The organism is Microcoleus sp. FACHB-68 (assembly GCF_014695715.1).
Lineage (GTDB): Bacteria > Cyanobacteriota > Cyanobacteriia > Cyanobacteriales > Oscillatoriaceae > FACHB-68.
Genome location: NZ_JACJOT010000001.1, coordinates 64,676 through 85,252 on the forward strand (window position 1 = coordinate 64,676; position 20,577 = coordinate 85,252).

At 49.4% G+C, this 20,577-nt stretch carries 15 protein-coding genes; 3 read left to right on the top strand and 12 right to left on the bottom strand.

What is annotated here, in order from left to right; all coding sequences use genetic code 11:
• Positions 1-27 precede the first annotated feature (27 nt).
• Positions 28-1,371: a hypothetical protein gene (locus tag H6F73_RS00285; RefSeq protein WP_190756840.1), complete on the bottom strand. Its 1,344-nt coding sequence runs from the start codon at positions 1,369-1,371 to the stop codon at positions 28-30.
• A gap of 319 nt (positions 1,372-1,690) precedes the next feature.
• Between H6F73_RS00285 and gndA the strand changes: the two genes are divergently transcribed.
• Entirely contained in the window at positions 1,691-3,193 is a 1,503-nt protein-coding gene (gene gndA, locus H6F73_RS00290) for an NADP-dependent phosphogluconate dehydrogenase (protein WP_190756841.1), read from the top strand.
• Between the two features lie 268 nt (positions 3,194-3,461).
• Here the strand turns inward: gndA and H6F73_RS26275 are convergent, their stop codons facing one another.
• The 8 genes from H6F73_RS26275 to H6F73_RS00330 all read right to left on the bottom strand — a co-directional run bounded on the left by H6F73_RS26275 (position 3,462) and on the right by H6F73_RS00330 (position 9,670).
• On the bottom strand, positions 3,462-4,403 hold the full coding sequence (locus H6F73_RS26275) for a pentapeptide repeat-containing protein (RefSeq protein ID WP_190756842.1): 942 nt from the start codon (positions 4,401-4,403) through the stop codon (positions 3,462-3,464).
• Positions 4,404-4,467: 64 nt separating this feature from the next.
• A complete protein-coding gene (locus tag H6F73_RS00300) occupies positions 4,468-4,911 on the bottom strand; it encodes a pentapeptide repeat-containing protein (RefSeq protein WP_190756843.1) in 444 nt (147 codons plus the stop codon).
• 132 nt (positions 4,912-5,043) lie between these two features.
• Positions 5,044-5,505 carry a pentapeptide repeat-containing protein gene (locus H6F73_RS00305; RefSeq protein WP_190756844.1) on the bottom strand — a complete coding sequence of 154 codons (462 nt, stop codon included), beginning with the start codon at positions 5,503-5,505 and terminating at the stop codon, positions 5,044-5,046.
• Between the two features lie 150 nt (positions 5,506-5,655).
• Positions 5,656-6,150 carry a pentapeptide repeat-containing protein gene (locus tag H6F73_RS00310; protein ID WP_190756845.1) on the bottom strand — a complete coding sequence of 165 codons (495 nt, stop codon included), beginning with the start codon at positions 6,148-6,150 and terminating at the stop codon, positions 5,656-5,658.
• 125 nt (positions 6,151-6,275) lie between these two features.
• Positions 6,276-7,046 (bottom strand): pentapeptide repeat-containing protein, encoded by a 771-nt coding sequence (locus H6F73_RS00315; RefSeq protein ID WP_242072282.1) that lies wholly within the window; start codon positions 7,044-7,046, stop codon positions 6,276-6,278.
• A 197-nt stretch (positions 7,047-7,243) separates the two neighbouring features.
• On the bottom strand, positions 7,244-8,167 hold the full coding sequence (gene murQ, locus H6F73_RS00320; protein WP_190756846.1) for an N-acetylmuramic acid 6-phosphate etherase: 924 nt from the start codon (positions 8,165-8,167) through the stop codon (positions 7,244-7,246).
• 10 nt (positions 8,168-8,177) lie between these two features.
• Positions 8,178-8,546 carry a DUF3110 domain-containing protein gene (locus tag H6F73_RS00325; RefSeq protein WP_190756847.1) on the bottom strand — a complete coding sequence of 123 codons (369 nt, stop codon included), beginning with the start codon at positions 8,544-8,546 and terminating at the stop codon, positions 8,178-8,180.
• Positions 8,547-8,830: 284 nt separating this feature from the next.
• Positions 8,831-9,670 (bottom strand): calcium-binding protein, encoded by an 840-nt coding sequence (locus H6F73_RS00330; protein ID WP_190756848.1) that lies wholly within the window; start codon positions 9,668-9,670, stop codon positions 8,831-8,833.
• Between the two features lie 347 nt (positions 9,671-10,017).
• Here H6F73_RS00330 and H6F73_RS00335 point away from each other — a divergent pair, with 347 nt between their 5' ends.
• Complete coding sequence (locus tag H6F73_RS00335) at positions 10,018-16,329, top strand: translocation/assembly module TamB (RefSeq protein WP_190756849.1); 6,312 nt, start codon at positions 10,018-10,020, stop codon at positions 16,327-16,329.
• Between the two features lie 67 nt (positions 16,330-16,396).
• Here the strand turns inward: H6F73_RS00335 and H6F73_RS00340 are convergent, their stop codons facing one another.
• The 3 genes from H6F73_RS00340 to H6F73_RS00350 all read right to left on the bottom strand — a co-directional run bounded on the left by H6F73_RS00340 (position 16,397) and on the right by H6F73_RS00350 (position 19,716).
• On the bottom strand, positions 16,397-16,747 hold the full coding sequence (locus H6F73_RS00340) for a phage holin family protein (protein WP_190756850.1): 351 nt from the start codon (positions 16,745-16,747) through the stop codon (positions 16,397-16,399).
• Positions 16,748-16,913: 166 nt separating this feature from the next.
• Entirely contained in the window at positions 16,914-18,659 is a 1,746-nt protein-coding gene (locus tag H6F73_RS00345; protein WP_190756851.1) for an ATP-binding protein, read from the bottom strand.
• Positions 18,660-18,918: 259 nt separating this feature from the next.
• Positions 18,919-19,716, bottom strand: coding sequence for a glutathione S-transferase family protein (locus tag H6F73_RS00350; protein ID WP_190756852.1), 798 nt, complete (start codon positions 19,714-19,716; stop codon positions 18,919-18,921).
• A 104-nt stretch (positions 19,717-19,820) separates the two neighbouring features.
• Here H6F73_RS00350 and H6F73_RS00355 point away from each other — a divergent pair, with 104 nt between their 5' ends.
• The gene (locus tag H6F73_RS00355) at positions 19,821-20,477 is read left to right on the top strand and encodes a hypothetical protein (protein ID WP_190756853.1); all 657 of its coding nucleotides are present in this window, start codon (positions 19,821-19,823) and stop codon (positions 20,475-20,477) included.
• The last annotated feature ends 100 nt before the right edge of the window (positions 20,478-20,577 follow it).

Consider the following 20,577-nt stretch of genomic DNA (forward strand, 5'->3'; position numbering starts at 1 on the left):
AGTGCCCCCTGCCGTCACTTTCTCTCGCTAGTTTTGACCTGTTTCCGATGCCGGCGCGTTGACTTCCTCGGTTAAGTTGGCATATTTCCACCGTTGATTAAATGCCTTATTGTCGAACCAAAGTTCGTGAATTTTGCCATCTTCGCCCCGGTAGACGACGTGCTGACTGCCTAGAACATATCCCGATGGATCTCCGGCTGCCGGTGGTGCTTTGGCTTCCTCGGTTAAGTTTGTGTACTCCCACTCCTGATTAAATCCTTTGTTATCAAACCAAAGTTCGTGGATTTGGTTATCGTTTCCCCGGTAAACGACGTGCAGGCTTCCCAGCGAGTAGCCGGTGGGATCTCCCGCCGCTAGAGGTGCCTTCGCTGCTTCAGTTAAATTGCTGTGACGCCATTTTTTATTAAACGCTTTAGTGTCGAACCAAAGCTCGTGGATCTGACCATCTGCCCCCCGATAGAGGACGTGCAGACTTTTGAGGACATAACCCACAGGTTCTCCTGCTGCTAAGGGGGCTTTTGTTGCCTCTGTTAAGTCTTCATGACGCCACTTATTATTGAGTGCATCTGGGGCGAACCAAAGTTCGTGGATGTGGCCATCTTCGCCTCGATAGACGACGTGCAGGCTGCCTAGGGAGTAGCCAGACGGATCACCGGCAGCTAGCGGTGCTTGGGCTTCCTGAGTTAAGTTGGTGTGCTTCCACTGATCCGCGTCAAACCAAAGTTCATGAATGTGACCATCTGAACTGCGGTAGAGAACGTGCTGGCTTTCGAGAACATATCCCACAGGTTCTCCTGCTGCCGGTGGTGCTTGGGCTTCTAGGGTTAAGTCGGTATGCTTCCACTGATCGCCGTCAAACCAAAGTTCGTGGATGTGGTTATCGTTTCCCCGGTAGACGACGTGCAAGCTTCCCAGCGAGTAGCCGGTGGGGTTGCCGGCTGCTAGAGGTGCGTTCGCTGCTTTCGTTAAGTTGGTCTGCTTCCATTCGTTACGGTCAAACCAAAGTTCGTAGATGTGGCCATCTTCGCCCCGGTAAACGATGTGTTGTCCGTTGAGAGAATAGCCGACGGGATCACCAAGGAATTCAGCTTGACTGCTTGCCTGTTGAGGGACGGCGGAGTTTTCCGCACTCAACTGGACTGTGTGAGGTTTCGATGGATGAGGTGCCGGTGTTGCTTGGGCGACAGGGATGAGAGTGTTCAGTACGGTGGCAATTCCCAAGCCGGCACCGACGCAAATTTTGCCAAACTTGATTCTGGGAATGAGATGCATAAATTGACGAGAACTCTTTTGGACTGAAATTAATTTTGTCGGCACGATGAGCTTGCCGCTACACCCTGTCAGGTTAGCCAAGTGGGCGAGCGCACGCATCTTTTTCACTGGATTGCCGGTCTAAAATTATTGCTGTGTAAGCATTCTTTGCCGCATATAGCTCAGTATTTTTCGCGTAAAAAGGGGCTAGCCGGCACTCACACCCAGCATAGAACAACTGCAATTATTTTTGAACGAACTAAGCCGGTTGACAGATGCGTAATTTGTCAGTGCTTACTGACAATTAACCGTGAATTATCCATAACAGACACAAGATACTTGAGTCTTAAGGTCTTCTTTACGGGAAAAGCCTAAATATCGGGCTACCCTGAGTAAAAGAACCGACGGTTCCTAAAGTGCAGAGTTAGCAAAGAGTCTTATGACACAGCAGAGCTTTGGTGTGATTGGTTTAGCCGTCATGGGGGAAAACTTGGCGCTGAACGTTGAGCGTAATGGTTTCCCCATTTCGGTTTATAACCGAACTGCCGAAAAAACTGATGCCTTTATGGCGACACGGGCGCAGGGAAAGAATGTTAAAGCCGCCTATACCATAGAGGAATTTGTCGAATCCCTAGAACGTCCCCGCAAAATCCTGATCATGGTGAAAGCCGGCGCGCCGGTGGATGCAGTTATTGACCAGCTTCAACCGCTGCTGGATCAAGGTGACATCATCATCGACGGGGGCAACTCCCTCTATGACGATACCGCTCGTCGTACCCGTGAGCTAGAGCCACAGGGATTTAGATTTATCGGCATGGGCGTTAGCGGCGGTGAAGAAGGAGCGCTAAATGGCCCTAGCTTGATGCCAGGAGGCACGAAAAGCTCCTACGAGTATTTAGAGCCAATTTTGACGAAGATTGCGGCTCAGGTAGATGATGGCCCTTGTGTGACCTACATTGGCCCTGCCGGTGCCGGCCACTATGTCAAAATGGTGCACAACGGCATTGAGTATGGCGATATGCAGCTAATTGCAGAAGCCTATGACTTGCTCAAAAATGCTTTGGGCCTTGATCACAAGCAGTTGCACGAAATTTTTGCCGAGTGGAATACCACTGACGAACTCAATTCCTATTTAATTGAGATTACGGCAGATATCTTCAAGTGCATCGATCCAGATACGAGTTTGCCTTTGGTTGATGTGATTATGGATGCTGCCGGCCAAAAAGGTACAGGCCGCTGGACAGTACAGAGTGCTCTCGAAATGGGGATCTGCATTCCCACCATGACGGCGGCTGTTAATGCCCGGATCATGTCTTCCTTTAAGAAAGAGCGAGTCGCTGCTTCAGAGGTTTTAACCGGCCCGACTGGCAAGTATCAGGGAGATCCGAAAACCTTCATTAACCAGATCCGCGATGCCCTTTACTGCTCGAAGATTTGCTCTTACGCGCAAGGAATGGCTTTACTAAGTGCCGCGTCGCAAGCTTATTCCTACGATCTCAACCTGAGTGAAACGGCTCGGATTTGGAAGGGCGGCTGTATTATTCGGGCTGGGTTCTTGAATAAGATTAAATCAGCTTTCAAGGACAACCCAACGTTGCCTAATTTGCTGCTTGCCCCTGAGTTTAAGCAGACCATTCTCGACCGGCAAGACGCTTGGCGGGAAGTGCTATCACAGTCAGCCAAGCTAGGTATTCCCGTGCCGGCGTTTAGCGCCTCGCTGGATTATTTTGACAGCTACCGGCGCAATCGCTTGCCGCAAAACCTCACTCAAGCTCAGCGCGACTACTTCGGTGCTCATACATACGAGCGCGTTGATAAGGCTGGTTTCTTCCATACCGAATGGACGAAAATTGACGAAGAGACCCTGCAAACCTCTACGCCTGAGCCGCTTCAAGCCCAAGATCCTGGGGAAGTTTTACATCAGTACGGCAGTACAGACTAGCAAAGTCGGGTGGGCATCCCCCACCTTACTTTGGCCTTCCCAAGTTGAGTTTAGACGCTAGGGTTGGGAGGCTCCTGCCTCCCCAAACCTCAGAGCTTTATGAGAGCCGGTTTTCTTTGGGTAAATGTTATTACAGAGTACCTACAAAAAATATAATTTTGTCAGGCATTTTTAAAATATAGCGGTTGGTAAATCGGTCAAGTATAGGCTTAGGGTAGGGGCCGGTTGCGGCTGGCACAGGATTTTTTGCTATAGATTAATAGCACCTTCACTCTATCCAATCGGCTCCCTCTATGAATTCCCCTCCAGGTTCAATAGTCTTGCAAAAGAAAGCTCCTATGCCGCTACGGAAACCTCTGGCTCCCCGCAAGTTAGTTGCTACTAGAATGACGTTATCCGTATTGGCACCCTCGCACTCAGCACCCTCAAGATCGGCACCACTCAAAATAGCATCTGTTAAATAGGCATAGTTCAAATTAGTTTTTCTCAGATTGGCACCACTGAGATTGGCACCCTTGAGATTGGCACCCTTGAGATTAGAACTGCTCAGGTCAGTACCAAGCATTATCGCTCCCTGCAAGTGAGCATTACTCAAATTGACCTGACTTAGATTTAGAGCCGAGAGTTTAGCTTTGCTTAAATTGATGCCACTAAGATCGCAGCCACTAACCGCTCCCCCACAAAGTTTAATCCCAGCAAAATTTCTTTCACCAGCAGCGTACTGTTGAAGCAATTTACGAAATTCTATAATTCGTTGAATTGGAGGCTCAAAGCTAACTTCATCAAGCGTAGTATTGCTGAATCTAGCTCGCTCCAAGTTAGCAGAGGCAAGACTCACAATATACAAACAAGCATTACTCAAGTTGGCACCCGTTAGATTAGCACCCATGAGGTAAACTTCATTTAGATCAGCATTGCTTAAGTTAATATTAGTTAAATCAGCGTTCTCTAAAATAATATCTCTCATCACAATACCTTCTAAGTTAGCTCCTCTCAAATTCACCCCCCGCAGATTGCTTTCTTCCCACTCTGAATTTGGAAACTTGGCATAACTCAAGTTGGCATTAAGCAAGTTTATATTTCTTAAATTAGCTTCTGTAAAATTCGCGCTACTTAAATCAATGCCAGCCAAATCAACATTGATCAGATTTATCCCTGAAAAATCTCTCTCCCCATTAGCATATCGTCTTAGCAGTTCGTCAGCCTCCATAACTCTACTCTTACATTAATCAACACATTCAAAGATAACTGACTCACCTTCTAGAAGTCTCTGTTTAACCCTCACTTCTGATGCTTCCGTCGGGCATAATAGTTTCAAAAAAAGTCGCTCCCCTGCATCGCCCAATCTCAAAGTCACGAGCGCCTGTAAAATCGGCATAACTGAGGTTTAAATTCAAGAAAGAGGATTCAGTCAATTTAGCTTTTCTCAATTTGGCGTGACTGAGGTTAACTTCACTGAGAGAAGTTTGTCCGCAAACAACATAACTTAAGTCAGCCCCTTCCAGATTGGCTCCATTAAAAGCGGCTTCACGAAGACGCGCTTTGCTCAAGTTGGCTCCTCTCAAATCGGCATCATCGAGAGTTACCCCATCCAAATGACCATTACTCAGATCAGCTTCCCTCAAGAGAATACCCGATAGATTTTTATCAATCAACCAAACTCCAGTAAAATCCCTCTCCCCAGCCTCATAACGTCTAAGTAATTCTTCGGCGTCCATAATTTTTCTCCAAAATTAATCACTCTCTTCTCTAGAGTAGCCGGCCTCCCCCGCGTAGTTGCAATACATTAAAATAAACATTAATAGGGCGATTGTGGCCTACTCAAATCTTTTCATTCTTGGCTTCTTCCCTCAAACACTATCACTTCTGATGCTTCCATCAGGCATGATAGTTTCACAAAAAGTCGCTCCCTTGCATCTGAGAATATAAAAGTCACGAGCGCCAGTAAAATCGGTATAGCTGAGGTTAGCATCGAAGAAAGAAGTTTCAGTTAAAATAGCACCCCTGAAACTGGCATGACTGAGGTTAGCTTTTGCGAAATAGGTTTGACCGAATATAGCATGACTCAAGTCAGCCCCCTCTAAATTAGCCTCTTCTAAAGCAGCTTCACCAAGCTTCGCCCCGCTCAAGTTGGCATAGCTCAAATCGGCATAATCCAGTTTACTCCAATCCAGAAAAGCGTTACTGAGGTCAGCTTCTCTGAAAATAACTCCTCGGAGATTTTCATCAAGCAAACGGACGCCAGGGAGCTTCACTCCCGTAAAATCTCTCTCTCCAGATTTATAACGTTCAAGCAATTCTTTGGCATCCATAATTAATGATTATGATTTTCCTACCAATATTCTAACAAAAGTTAAAGATTTCATTAAAAACAGAACTATTCAGAAAATTCGTCTGTGGATTGACAGTTTCATTCCTTAAAATTCAACTCTTTACTCCGCTGTTTATACCTGGTTTAAAATTCAGGAATTATCGGTAGGATTGTTACTATAAAGGCTGCCGTCTGGCATGATAGTCTCGTGGAAGATAACACCCTTATATCCAAGAGGACTGAACTGTGCTGCTCCACTAAAATTGGCATAGCTGAGGTCAACTTCTTTGAAGAGGATTTCTGTCAAAACAGTTTTACTAAAATTGGCGTGCCGGAGGTTGCACTTGCTAAAATAAGTTTGGCAAAAATGAGCGCCCCGAAAGTCAGCTCCTTCTAGGTTCGTGCCGCAGAAGACAGTTTTACCAAGCCGAGCTTTCTTGAACTTGGCATAGCTCATGTCTATGGGGGGGATCATCAATTCTTCAAGCAGCGCTCCAGTGAGGTTGGCTTTTTTCAAAATGATATCGCGGGGAATCCCTTGAAACCTGAAATCAGCATCTAGGATTGAGACTCTAGTGAAATCTCGTTCGCCGGCTTGATAACGTCTATTGAATTCCCCCATTGTGAGTTTCATCGTTCGGCTCATATACTTCCTTTAAACTGATTGTGGGCTTTACTAATGCCGGCAAAGTTTTTCTCTCCATTCGCAGATTTTCTCAGTAATTTTTCCGCGTCCACAACTTTTCTACCAAATTAATTGATTTCAAGGATTCATAACATAGTTTCAACAATCACTGACTGGCAATGGTCATTCCTAATACTGCCGTCTGGCATCGTTGTATTGCACAATATGGCCCCACTAATTCTGTTAATATCAGCTAGCTCTAAACAAATAATAGCTTCACTTAAGTCTACATTTGTTAGATTAGCTCCAGCTAGCGAACATTCTATTAGATTAGTGTTTCTTAAAAAAGCTCCTGTTAAGTTAGCTTCGCAAAGAGCAGTTTGTACAAAATTAGCTTTTGTCAAATCCGCTCCACTTAGGTTAGCCCCACTCAGATTAGCTTCGCCGATGCTCGCTCTCCTCAATATGGATTGACTCAGGTTTGCATATTCTAAGTCAGTACAATCCAAGTTGGCTCCACTTAAATCAGCTCCACTCAAATCTGAGTGACCTAATCTGGCAGAAAATAAACTAGCATTGCTGAAATTTGCCCCCGATAGGTTCGCTTCAGCTAGCTTAGCGCTATCAAGTTGAGCACTGCTTAAGTTAGCACCACTGAGATTAACAAAACTCAGATTGGCACTACTCAGGCTTGCACCACTGAGATTGATACCGCTCAAGTCATTCTCACCGGCTTCGAGGTCTTCAAGGGATTTCACTTTAGCAATGTTTAAGTTAGCACGACTTAAAGCAACGCCTGAGAAATCCCTCTCTCCCGCAGCGTAACGCCGATAAAGTTCTTCAACGTCCATCGCTTTGTTATTCAAGTTGTTTATAATTTCATAGTAGCAATGCTGTACACAGTAAACTTCTTGCATAAATACAAGAAAAGCAAAGCATTTGCGGATAAAAGCCCGAATTTTACCGATAAATCCGGGCCAAATACTTAGCCTTTACAGCTAAAAATTGCCTTTTGCAAGAGGTTGACTGTGTATGATTCAAAGGCACAGAAACTTGTTTTGGATTGGGTTGAATCCCTCCAAAATCTCAAATCCGCACCTCTGAAATTAAACGCTCAATCCTGTTGATTTTGATAACTAACTGTGGCTGTTCTAAGATTACCTTGGTGCTTATCGAGCAACTGCTGACCGGCTTCACGTTCCAAACCTGTCCAGTGCATCAGCAGCGCTAACTTCACAGAACGACCACTGCGCTCTAATAAATAACCGGCATCGTCGCGGTTAAGATCAGTCAAGTCTTGCAGCATTCGCAAAGCACGATCATGGAGCTTTTTATTCGTAACCGCAACATCCACCATGCGATTACCGTAGACTTTGCCCAACTTCACCATAATGCCGGTGGAGAGGATATTTAACGCCATCTTCGTAACCGTACCGGCTTTCAGTCGAGTTGAACCGGCCAATATTTCTGGGCCAACTATCAGCCGAATATCCAAGTCAGCCTCTGCACTCACTTGTTCTGCCGGCACACACGCAATCAAAATTGCCGTCGCACCCCGTGCTTTCGCGGCTTGCAAGGCACCATGAACAAACGGAGTTGTCCCACCGGCAGTAATTCCTACCACCACATCTAGTTTCGTAATGTGCCGGTGAGCAATCGCTTCCGATCCATCCTCAGCCTTGTCTTCCAAATCTTCAGAACTGCGGATTAAAGCGCCGGCACCCCCAGCAATAATTCCCTGCACCAGTTCCGGCGGCGTGCAGAAGGTAGGCGGACACTCTGCCGCATCCAGCACCCCCAAACGACCACTTGTGCCGGCACCCACATAAAACAAGCGTCCGCCGCTACGCAGTTTCTCTGCCGTCAGGTCAATTGCCTGTGCCAGTTCTTCCCGCGCCGCTGCAATTGCCGCAAGCGTCTGAGCATCTTCCCGATTGAACAAATCTACAAATTCCAGCGAACTCAACTGGTCTAAATTTTGACTGTTGGGATTGATTTGCTCAGTCAGCAGATGACCGCGTTCCTCCAAATTCTTCACCGTTTATCCTTTATAAAAGACCTTCGAGTTGCCGGCGAATGCGATCAAGTTCAGATTGAGACATCTCTTCTTCCTCAACACTGTCGGCTTGCCATTCTGTTTCTTCCACATTGCTTTCTGGGGGAAGTGCCAGCTCACCTGCCGGCACTAATTCCCAGTCATAGTCGGCGCTGCGGCAAAACTCTATAACTTCTTCGTCGTCTACCGTTTCCACCGATGGAGCAGGAAAATCTTGAGCTTCTAAACGCAATGCGTAGCGCGTGGCATCGTCTTCAGACTCGAACATGAGAACTTTATTGCGTTGCGATCGCAGATCCTTAAGCGTATGAATTCCCTCATTCTCGGTTCGGGCGTTAAAGATTAAGACGAACACTCGCATGACCTCAAAAGACTTGCTAAACTCCTTGCCTCATATTTTCACATCCTACCATCCGCTCAACGCTGTCGGATTGCCAGAAACAATCTTTCTAAGAGGATGTTTGAAAAGTTGCAAAACAGATAACCCTCATCCCCCAACCCCTTCTCTCCTAGGCGAAGGGGAGGGAGTTTCCGGTTTTCCCTCTGATGTGGGAGAGGATTAGGGTGAGGGCGCTTCAAAGTTTGGTTCTAGACTTTATCAAACATCCTCTCAGATTGCCGGCAATCTTGCATTCCCCAATTTATTTAAATAACTAGCGGAGTGAAAGCACTCGTATTGATGGAGCCGGTGTTCGCACCCTGGACAATCGCCAAGACGAGATTCGTGCCTTGATCTTGATCGGGGTCTTGAATTTGAATAATTACGTTGCCGTTCTGAGCCTCTGTGCCGGCGGAAATTCGTAAATCTGCAAACGTCAGATCCTCTGCTAATACAATTAAATCTTGACCATTGACAAAATCAACAATGAAGTCTGCACCCGTGAGGGATGAGCCGCCGGTTCCTTTACCGATCACAAACCTGTCTAGCCCATCCCCGCCAGTTAACGTATCAGGACCCAGATCGCCAAATAGTGTATCATTGCCGGCCTCTCCGAGAAGGCTATCAGCCTCTTGCCCGCCACGCACCGTGTCATCCCCAGCGCCACCATAAACCGTATCACTGTCTCGGTTGCCATTGACATAGTCATTGCCGGCTTCCCCAAAGAGTTGATCCCCACTTTGTCCGCCCAGGATTGTATCGTCACCCTCGCCGCCTAAAAGTGAGTCTAAATCTCGGTTTCCGAAAATTTGGTCATTGCCGGCATTTCCTAGGATTGTGTCATCGCCATCGCTGCCCAAAAGCGTATCGTTCCCGCCATTGCCAATAAGACTGTCATCCCCCAAATCGCCTTGAAGCGTATCGCCACCAGCGCCGCCGGTAAGGGTATCATTGCCGGTTGTCCCCTGTCCTGTTGCTGTATTCCCGCCAGCTGTGCCACCGACTGCAGCACCATCATTCAAATCAGGAAGCTCGATAATTCCCTCATAAAAACCTTCCAGCAACTCTTTGTCTTGCACGAACTCTGGAAGAACAGCAGTTGGCATGGCTTTACCTCACTGGAAACTTGAAAAGATGCCTCACGTTTTACTAGATTATCTCAAACTCGGCGATTAAAGCACTTTCACCTTATGTCGCCCGATTTGCCGGCTGTTACTTTTTTCTTCGGGTGAAAAGTGAAACAAATTGATCGGTTTTCAGTTCTGTGTTTACCGGCAGCCTCAGAAAAACGGATCAATTCGGTTGAAACGATCTTCTTGAGACAGAGTCTTCGTTAACATAACTTTGGCACGTTTTCCTGACTCTGCAATAGCTTTCCGTTCCGATTGCCTGAATAGGTAACACAAAAATTCCGGAACAGATTCGGAAAGCCTCCTTATGAGGTAACGATGAGATGACCAACTCTCCAAATTCAGGCAACCAAACAGAACCCACTTCTAATCGGCGTCGCTGGCCGATCTTATTGAAGCGCACCGGCATTGCCTTGGGTCTTACCTTGGGCGTTGGAGCGGTGGCTGGTGGTGGGTATGTGTGGTATTTTGTCAACAATAAGTTGGCTCCACTCGTCGAAAAAGAACTCACTGAAACCCTACAGCGGCCCGTCCAGCTAGGGCAGGTAAACCGCTTTACCCTCGCCGGCTTACGGTTTGGCCCCTCACGGCTTCCCCCGACTGCTACTGATCCGGATCGTGCTTCTGTGGAAGCCGTGGAAATCGGGTTTAACATCCTGCAACTGTTGGCGACCCGAAACTTAATTTTAGATATCACCCTGGTTAAGCCGGATGTGTATATCGAGCAAGATCCCGACGGAGAGTGGATTACAGTTCCAAAACTGGTTGAAAGAGCGGCATCCGGGCCAATCAGAACCGAAATTGACACGATTCGGGTGCGAAATGCCAATGTCGTGCTGCTGCCGAGTGGAGGCAGAGAAGTAAAGGGTCAGGAAATTCCTGGCGGTGCCCCCGTGCCGGCTCCAGCGCCAGGGCAGCCAGCCCCCGCACAAGGTCAGCCGACGAACAATTTACCCCCCACTCCCAACACCCCAATTACATTGACGCCGGTTAATGGCTCACTGCAACTGCGGGATCGAAATCAACGATTTATCTATGATGTAACCGGCCAGCCTACCACCGGCGGCAGTTTCAACGTGGCCGGTAATACGGTGCTGCCGAGTCTAGCAACGAATTTAAACATCCAAGCGCGGGATTTTTTGGCCGTTGACTTGGATCGATTACTAAAACGGACTGTTACACTTCCCATTGCCTTATATGCCGGCAGATTAGACGGAAGCTTAGAAGTTCAAGTGCGGCGGGACGAACAGGCAGACTTAAGGGGAACCGCACAAGTTAAAGGCGTGACGGCTAAAATCGATCCCCTGCCACAACCGCTGTTTCAGACAAATGGTCAGTTGCAGTTTGCCGGCCAAAATGTGGGCGTGCAGAATGTTACGACAATTTACGGAAAAGTGCCGGCGCAAGCTCAAGGCTTCATTTCACTCAAGGAAGATTCTAATCTAGCAATCCAAGTTCCACCTGTTAGCGTGGCGGACGCTTTGGAAGCACTGACTGTGGAAATTCCATTTACAACGGAAGGAATTGTCCAAGCCAACATCCTGGTGCGGGGTCAGATTACCGATCCCGTGGTGACTGGAACCGTGACAACACCTGAAGCGGTGAAGTCGGACAAGCCACCTTTATTGGTAGACAAAGTGAATTTAGACCGGCTTTCCGCCGGCTTTAAGTTCACCCAAGGATTAGTTGCTCTAGATAATATTCGCGCGGCTCCGACTGTTGGCGGCCAAGTCACCGGCGAGGGCACCATTCGCTTGGGTTTAAATCAAGCGCCCCCTGTTTTAAACATCGTATTTCAGGGCGAAAAACTGCCGGGGGATGCCCTCGCCCAGCTTTATAACATCCCTGCGCCGATTAATATAGGCCAGGTTGCGGCTGCCGGCGAAATTGTTGGCCCTAACACCAACCTCCAAACTACGGTGCGATGGCAAGCACCGCAAGCGGCGTACCCAGCGAAGGGAACAGCCATCGTGCTGGGGGAAAGTGTGTTGTTTCGGGATACGGTTGCGACGGTTGCCAGTGGCACTGTGGCAGCCCAAGGCCAGTTGGTGATTGGCAAGGCGTGGGAGGCAACGATTGAGCCTTTGGGGCTGGCTTTGAGCGAACTGCCAGAGGTGGTAGCAAACGTCTCACCGGACATAAAGGTGTCAGACCTCCAGAAGCTGAATAACCTGTCCGGACGCATCCTTAGAGGTCGAATTCGCTTGTCTGGCCCGATAGAGAATGCCAACGCCGAAACAATTGATGCTAGCGGTCAGGTGCTCGTCAACATTGCCGGCGGTTCGGCTGAGGTGAATGGTGAGCTGAATGAGGGCCAATGGCAGGCCACCGTTGCGCCTTCGGGACTGGAAGTAGACCAGCTGGCACAAATTGCCGCCTCTGTCTCAGAGGAGGGCAAATCTCCCTTATCTCAGAAAAATCTCGCATCGTTACAGGGTCAGGTGACGGGGGGAGAAATCACTTTTTCCGGGCCGGTTGCTGAACTAACACCGGCAGCCATTGATGCTGAGGGAAATCTGAGTTTGCGGGTTGCCGGCGGTACGGCGAACGTCACCGGCCAACTCGACGGCGGGCAGTGGCAAGCGTCGGTTGAAGGTTCGGAAGTTCAAATTAGCCGGTTCTTGCCCGATAATTTATCGCAAGTTGGCCCGGTGAGCGGACGGGTGAATCTGTCAGGGACAACGGATAGCTTGACAGTTGAATCCATTAATGCTGATGGATCAGGCAATATTGGGGTAGCCGGCGGCACTCTCAGCATTGAGGATGTGCGAGTTGCAAATGGTCGCTGGCAGGCGTCGGTGGATGCAAATCGGCTAGCGCTCAATCCCTTCTTGCCAGAGTCTGTAGGAGCTTATGGGAAAACCTTGGGACGCTTCACCGGCTCGTTTGATTTAGCCGGCAGCACCAGTTCTTTCGCCGCCGATACCGTGAGTGTGAATGGTTCCGGCAGTCTTGCCGTTGCCGATGGTTCTGCCAATGTGACGGTTGCAACCAATGCTGGACAGTGGCGGGCGACGGTTGACGCTGACCAAGTGCCGCTGACGCCCTTTTTACCCAATCAAGCGGCAGCAGTGGCCGGTCAGTTGGGCCGGTTTGATGGCACGTTCAATTTATCTGGAAATACCGAATCCTTTGCTGTGGAAAAAATTCGCGTCAATGGATCTGGAAGCCTTGCTGTGGCAGGAGGTTCGGCTGATCTGAGCGTGGCAACGACGAATGGACGGTGGCAGGCAACCGTTGAAGCCGCAGCCGTGCCGGTGGCTCCCTTTTTGCCGGCACAAGCAGCAGGAATTGCGGATGATTTGGGACAGCTAACCGGCACGTTTAATTTATCAGGACGTACCGATTCCTTAACTTTAGCCGCGATCAATGCCACCGGCTCTGGAAGCTTGGGGGTTGCCGGTGGGACAGTTGAGGCCCAAAATGTGCGGGTGGCTAACGGTCAATGGCAGGCAAATGTGGAACCAACCGGCGTTCAACTGAGCCGGTTTTCTCCCGATTTGCGGGGGTTATTTAGTGGTGATTTAAATGTGTCCGGTAGTTTAACGCAGTTAACACCGGCAGCGATTCGCGCTCAAGGCGATGTGCGTTTTTCTGAAGGGGTGGCGATCATCAACGATCCTCTGACGGCTGCGATTGTCTGGGACGGTGAAAAGGTGCAAATTAACCAGGCAACCGCCCCTGGTGTAGACGCCAGAGGCTTTCTCTACGCACAGCTAGAAGGTGCCGGTGCGCCTCAATTGACGGGCATTGATTTAAATGTACAAGCGAGTAAGTTTAATCTTAAAAACCTCCCGCTGGAACAACTTCCCGATGCGGTGGCATTTACCGGCCTGAGTGATTTTACTGGACGCATCACCGGCACGCCCAGTACGCCCCAGGTGGTGGGAGATGTGCGGGTATATGACTTGGTGCTGAATCAAGTTGCATTCGAGCCGGTTCTTAGCGGTAGTGTGAATTATGCTGCCGGCAAACAAGTGAACTTGCAACTGGCTGGCACTCAAGACCAAATTGCCTTCAATTTAGATGAAAATAACCTTCCCACGAATTTTCTCGTCCGTCGCGGGGAAGCCTTTGCTAGCGGCACTCGCACCGGCAATCAGTTGCAACTCAGTGTCGAACAGTTTCCTTTAACCGCACTGAACTTGCCAGCGCCGGCAGTTGCAGGGCCAGGATTTGTTACTGGCAAGGTTTCTGGCAACTTTGATGTGAATTTGGGAAATTACCTTGCAACGCGAGATTTCACGTCTCTACAGTTGGCTGGAGCCGTTAGGATTGATGATCCCCGCGTTGGATATATCAAAGCGGATAGTTTCGAGGGTCAGCTCAGCTTTGTTAATGGGGCGGCAAGCCTCACCGGCGGCGAGTTGCAGATTGGAGAAAGTCAGTATTTGTTAGCCGGCAGCGTCACAGCCGGCCCGAACCCGCAATACCAAGCTCAGGTAAGGGTGGTGCAAGGCAAGTTGCAGCAAATCCTGACATCGCTGCAAGTGTTTAGGCTACAGGATCTCACGCGAGGAGCGCAGGCACCTGACTACGCCAGTGGGGCTGAGGTAGCCCCTGTGGGAGTCGGTTTGCCCAATGCGGATTTGCTGACTCAATTGCGCCGGTTTTCCGAAATTGATGCCCTATTAGATCAGCAAAGGGCGGCGCGAGAAGAGTCTTCGCCATTGCCAGATTTAGCCGAGTTGGATGGCGCATTTGGGGCGGAAATTAACGTAGCCGGTTCCTTGCAGACTGGGGTGGAGGAAGCAAGATTTCAGGTGCGCGGCCAAGATTGGAACTGGGGGCGCTACACGGTGGATCAGGTGGTTGCCGATGGCAGTTTTGATGACGGGGTGCTGACGCTGCTGCCGCTACGCTTTGAACGGGGAGACACGCTGGTGGCTTTCTCTGGAAAAATTGGCGGTGAAAATCAATCGGGACAGTTGCAAGTGCAAAATTTCCCGGTAGAACCGTTGCAGGATTTTGCGGCGCAGTTTGGGCCGGTGCCGGTGGATGTCACCGGCAAGCTAAATGCGAAGGCAACTTTGGGCGGCAGTTTGTTGAATCCGCAAGCGATCGGGGAAATCCGGCTGGAAGAGGGAACGCTGAACCAGACGCCCATTCAAACGGCACAGGCGAGTTTCTCTTATTCACAAGCTCGTTTGGAGTTTGGCGCGACGGCGGTGGTTTCCGGTCCCGATCCGATTCAAGTGGTTGGCAGTGTGCCTTTCCCGGCGCTGCCAGGGAATGACCAGATCAATGTGGCGGTGAATGTGCAAAATGAGGGTCTGGCGCTGTTAAATGTGCTTAGCGGCCAGGAGATTAGATGGGTTGATGGTCAGGGACAGGTACAGGTGCGTGTAGAGGGGACTTTAAATGCGCCGACCATTACGGGGGTTGCTCAGGTTCAGAATGCAACGCTGGAAGCGAGGCTGCTACCGGAACCTTTAACCGATGTGACGGGAAGAGTTTTGTTTAACCGTGACCGCATTGTGGTAGAAGGCATTCAAGGTCAGTTCAGTGATGGCCAAGTTGTGGCTCAGGGTGTGTTGCCGATTGTGAATGAACTTGCACCCGATGATCCAGGCCGGCAGAATCCTTTGCGGATCAGTCTTGACCGGCTGGCGGTGAATCTCAAAGGCTTATATCGCGGCGGTGTCACCGGCTTAGTTGGAATTGGTGGGACGGCCCTACAACCTGTAGTGAGCGGGCGCATTCAGCTCAATGATGGTCAGGTTTTGCTGGCTGACGCGGCGGCGGCGGGTGGCGGCGGCGGCGGTGTCGGTGGCGCTGCCGGCGGGGGTGCCGGTGGCGGTGGCCCAGAGGTTAGTTTTAACCAACTGGTGTTGGTTCTGGGCGATAATCTCAGAATTACCCGCCAGCCGGTGTTGAATTTCGCAGCGACCGGCAATCTAACAATTAATGGCCCTCTGTATGACCTGCAACCGAGTGGAACGATTAGCTTGACGCGCGGCGAGGTCAATTTATTTACCACTCAGTTCAGGCTAGATGGTGGCTACCCACAGACGGCGACGTTTACCCCTGAAGGAGGTTTAAACCCCTATCTGGATGTCCGGTTAGCAGCGTCTGTTGCTGAGGTGAGGGGAAGCCTGCAGCCTATCAAGGCTGGGTCGTCTGAGATTAATGACGCTCTCACTGGTTTGGGAGAAGCGCAAACGGTTCGGATTATTGCCAAAGTAGAAGGGCCGGCGAGCCAACTGTTTGATAATCTGGAGCTGACGAGTTCTCCAGGGCGCAGCGAATCTGAGATTGTAGGGTTGCTGGGTGGCGGCTTTGTGAATACCTTGGGACGAGGAGACACGACGCTGGCGATCGCTAACTTGGCCGGTTCCGCTTTGCTCAGTCCGATTGAATCATTGCTGGGTCGAGCTTTGGGACTTAGTGAGTTTCGTCTATTTCCGACGATCACGACGAAGGATGGAACGAGTTCTTCGAGTTTGGATTTGGCGGCTGAAGCCGGCTTTGATATCACTCGCAATATCTCAGCTTCGATTTTAAGGGTTCTCACTGACGATCAACCCACGGATTTCAGTCTCCGCTACCGGCTCAACGAGCAACTTCTTCTAAGGGGTTCAACCGATTTCTCTGGAGAAAGTCGTGCAACGGTTGAGTATGATGTTCGTTTTTAAGGAAATCCTCAAAGTAGGGTGCGTAAGTCACGCACCCTACAATCTGGTAGATGAATTTCCCATCCTTCTAAATTTTTAGAAACTGATAGATTAGACTTCTCACGAAAGCTAATAAAATCGCACCCAGCAAAGCGCTCCAAAAACCATAGCGCAGTCTAAAGCCGGTGACTAAATAAGCGGCTAATCCAAAGATAATCGCGTTGAGAATAATTGAGAATAAGCCAAAAGTTACCACCGTTAGGGGTAACGCCAAAATCTGTAGAATTGGACGCACAAAAGCATTCAAAAGTCCAAAAACTGCTGCGGAAAGTAATGCTTTATTAAATCCGTCGATTTCCACCCCGATAGGCAGATATGAAATGGCAAACAAACTAACCGCAGTAATTAGCCAAGTAATTAAAAGTGAAACCAGATCCATAACTTGCTGTCCTCACAAAAATATAAGCAAACTGATGGGCACAGGCCATATTCCTAGAGGCTAACAGACTCTTCAGGATTTCTTGATAATTTTTGTTTTTTTTAATAAATCGTTTAAGAAAAGGTACAAGAAAAAGTTTTTGCTTTGATCTTCTACCTCTTCGCTTCTAAAAGCCTAAATCCGCTCTAGCCGCTTCGGCAGCTTTTAACACTGTTTCAGTAGGCATTTCTTCCCAGGCAACCTCCCCAATTTCCTTGTAAAAGGTTGCATCATAGGGACGAGTCTGCACAACCACCGGCATTGGCACGGCATGACCTAAAATCAGGGCTTGTTGCTTGGAATCCAACTTAGACAAAACTGAGCGCAAACTTTGTCCGCCAGAGACGCCGGTGAAAATTGCATCAATATCTTTGTCATCATTCAGCAAAGCAGTGATGCGGGTGCCAACTTGAGACATCACCTCATTATCAATTCCCGAAGGACGCTGATCGACGATCAGTAGGGTGACAAAATATTTCCGCATTTCTCGTGCAATGGTGCCAAAAATTGTTGATCGCACAATCGCTGGATCAAGAAAACGGTGCGCTTCTTCAATGGTAATCACCAGTTGCCGAGGGCGATCAATGGGATTTTTTGACTGTAAAAACCGCTCGGATTTTTGAACATAACTGGCGTGGATGCGGCGAGAAATCATATTCGTCGCCAGCATATACGACAGCATATCCGATTGAGACCCGAATTCAATGACGATGTGTTTACCGGCAGTGATCGATTCTAAAATCTGACCGATATAATCCTTCGGGCTGCTGTTCCGCATATACTTGAGTTCATCCAAACGCATGAGTTTGCGTTGCAGCGCCATAATTGAAGATTTATTACCCCGCTTCTCCTCACAAAACATCTGAATTTCTTCATTGCTCATCGCCAACAACTGAGTAATCCAAGATTTGCCAAACTCGTTGCGGAGAATGATGGCATTTTCGATGCTGGCTTCTGAAAGATTTAACTCTCTTTGAACAAGGCTAATATCTTCAACTTCAATTTGATCGTAGCTAAGATAAAGTTCTTGAGCATCTCGCACCCCACGGCGTTTTGTTGAGGTGGGATCGAGGGTGTAAATTTCAACTTGGCTGGGGAATAACTGTCGCAAACCTTTAACAGTGCTAAATTGTTTGCCTTCAGTTGCCGCTTCCCAACCGTACTCGGAGTGCATATCAAAAATCAGGTTCACCGCTGCTTGCTTGCGAATCACCCCAGATAGCAACAGGCGAGTTAAAAATGATTTGCCGGTTCCAGATTTGCCAAACACACCATTACTGCGTTCCACAAACCGATCTAAGTCAATACAAACCGGCACATCCATATCAAGCGGTTTGCCAATAGCAAAATTGCGCCGGTGGGGATCATCTTCCCAACCAAAAACGCTGCGGAAATCGCGTTCACTGGCGTCAAAAACCTGAGAGAAATGGCTGGGAATTGTTTTCACCGGCAGCAATTCGATCTGCCTGCCGCTTTGTGCCTGGAAAGAAGCAAGCACCCCTTTACCATCATTTTCTTCTGCGCCGGCACGCCGCTGCACTCCCGCCGTTCCGCCTCTCTCCCATTCCTCCAGTTCATCTGGCGTCAGCATCAGCATCGGCGACAGACTAATCGTGCCATAAGTACCGCTGCCGGCTAGAACCGCCTGCAAAAAATCATCCTCCGGGAGGGGAGGATTCGCCACAATCCGAGCACTCGACGTTCCCAGACAAACGTCTGTGAGCATACAAAAAAAGTGCGATCGCGTGCCCCGAACAACCAGGAATTTACCCACCCGCATATCTTCTACAGATACATCCGGATGAAGTCGCACTTCGAGTCCCTGACTAAGGGAACCTTGAATAACCGAGCCTAAAGGCTTTTCTGGATTCATGCCACAAATCGCTTAACCCTGTGGCTGATCTTATGCTGAATTTTGATTTAAAACCACGTTACGGAGAATTGGGCATGGGGCATTGGGGATTGGGCATGGGGCATTGGGCATTGGGCAAGGCTGCGCCAACCTAAAAGTATGGGCATGGGGCAAGGCTTCGCCAACCTAAAGCTATGGGGATTGGGATTAAAAATTTCTCCTCGTCTCCTACTCTCCCTCTCATTCAATGCCCAATGCCCCATGCCCCATGCCCGAAAGATTAATCTATCTCAATCGAAGTTGGCCGGCTAGCGCTGACGCTGGCGCTGGCGGAACTTAATGGCTGGCGGTAGTCTGCATAGAGGCGATCGCGCCAGGTGAAAAATGTCTCATACAGCGGGTTATCGGCAATGCCGGGGACACCTTTGCCGCGCAAGTCTGCCGGCAGATCCAAATAAGGGCCGGCTGGAAACTTGAGCAATATGGATAACCCAGCTACGGCAAAATCTGCCATTGTTGGACGATCTGTTACCAAATAAGCTTGCTCACGCAGCAACAAGCATAGGGCTTCTAAGTCTTGCTTGATCGCTTCTGTCGCGGATTTCACGGCATCAGGACTGACTCCCAGCCCAAATCCTAACGTCTTGAGAATCTCAGACGGCACCGATTCAACTAGATTTTTGAGAACATCGGGCGTATTCGCCGGCAACATAGCACTGCGGAAGCGCTGATCTTGGCTGAGTCCGTTAAACAGCACTTTCCGGCTTTTCACACCAATCGACTCATCCGCCCATTCTTCCATGAGCAAACACAGCGCCCGTTCTTTCGGGGCGGTGGGGATCATCGGTCGGTCTGGATACTGCTGGTCAAGATACTTGGCGATCTCCGTAGAATCCGCAATAACAATATTCCCATCCTTGAGCACCGGCAATTGCCGCTGGCCAGATAGCCGATAGACTTCTAGCTGGCCCACCCCTGGTGTCACTTCGATTTTGCGGTACGCTAATCCTTTATAGTCAAGCATTAGACGCACTTTTTCACTATACTGAGACAGTTCAAATTGGTATAGCTCTAGCATTGGGATCTCCTGTTAGTTTTTTCTACGAGTGCAACTGCTACAAAAAATGTCATAATCTTTAACAGGTCTTTACAAAATATTTACACAAAACCGGAGGAATATCCATGAAAACACTGAATTTTCTTGTTTTAAGCAAAAAAGTAGCCAGCATTGCCGGCACCGCCAGCGTCGCGCTCCTGCTCAGTCTGCCAGCTGCTGTTAGAGCAGAATCCGCCCCCAGTGCACAACAGCCAACGAGTACGCCTACGCAGGAACAGCCAGAACTCACGCCGAGTTTAGAGCGGCCTGATGACGCTCCTTCTAGTGAAGGAAGTGTCACCTCACCCGTAGAAGAGCAACTGAACACCACGCCTGCTGGGGATCGGCCCTCGACCACACCGACTGGGGCAGAGTCCGAAACCATGCCTTCTGGGGAACGGCCCATGACCACACCGGCTGGAGATCGGCCTTCGGCAAGACCGAGTGGGGAACGGCCCATGACCACACCGGCTGGAGATCGGCCTTCGGCAAGACCGAGTGGGGAACGGCCCATGACCACGCCGACTGGGGCAGACTCTGAAACCATGCCTTCTGTAGAACGGCCCGCAACCACACCTTCTGTTGACCAGCCGACTACCATGCCTTCTGGAGACCGTCCCGCAACTATGCCTTCTGGAATGGAATCGGATGACAAGCCTTCCAGTGAAGGAAGTGTGACTTCACCAACTGAAGAACCGGAAAACACCATGCCTTCTGAGGATCAGCCGGCTACCACGTTTTAAATAGCTGGTAACAGCGAGCGAAGCCAGCATCGTTAACATCACTCAAAGCAGCCGGTTAAAACGCCATCAAAACGCACATTAAAGTAAGCAAAAGCATCAT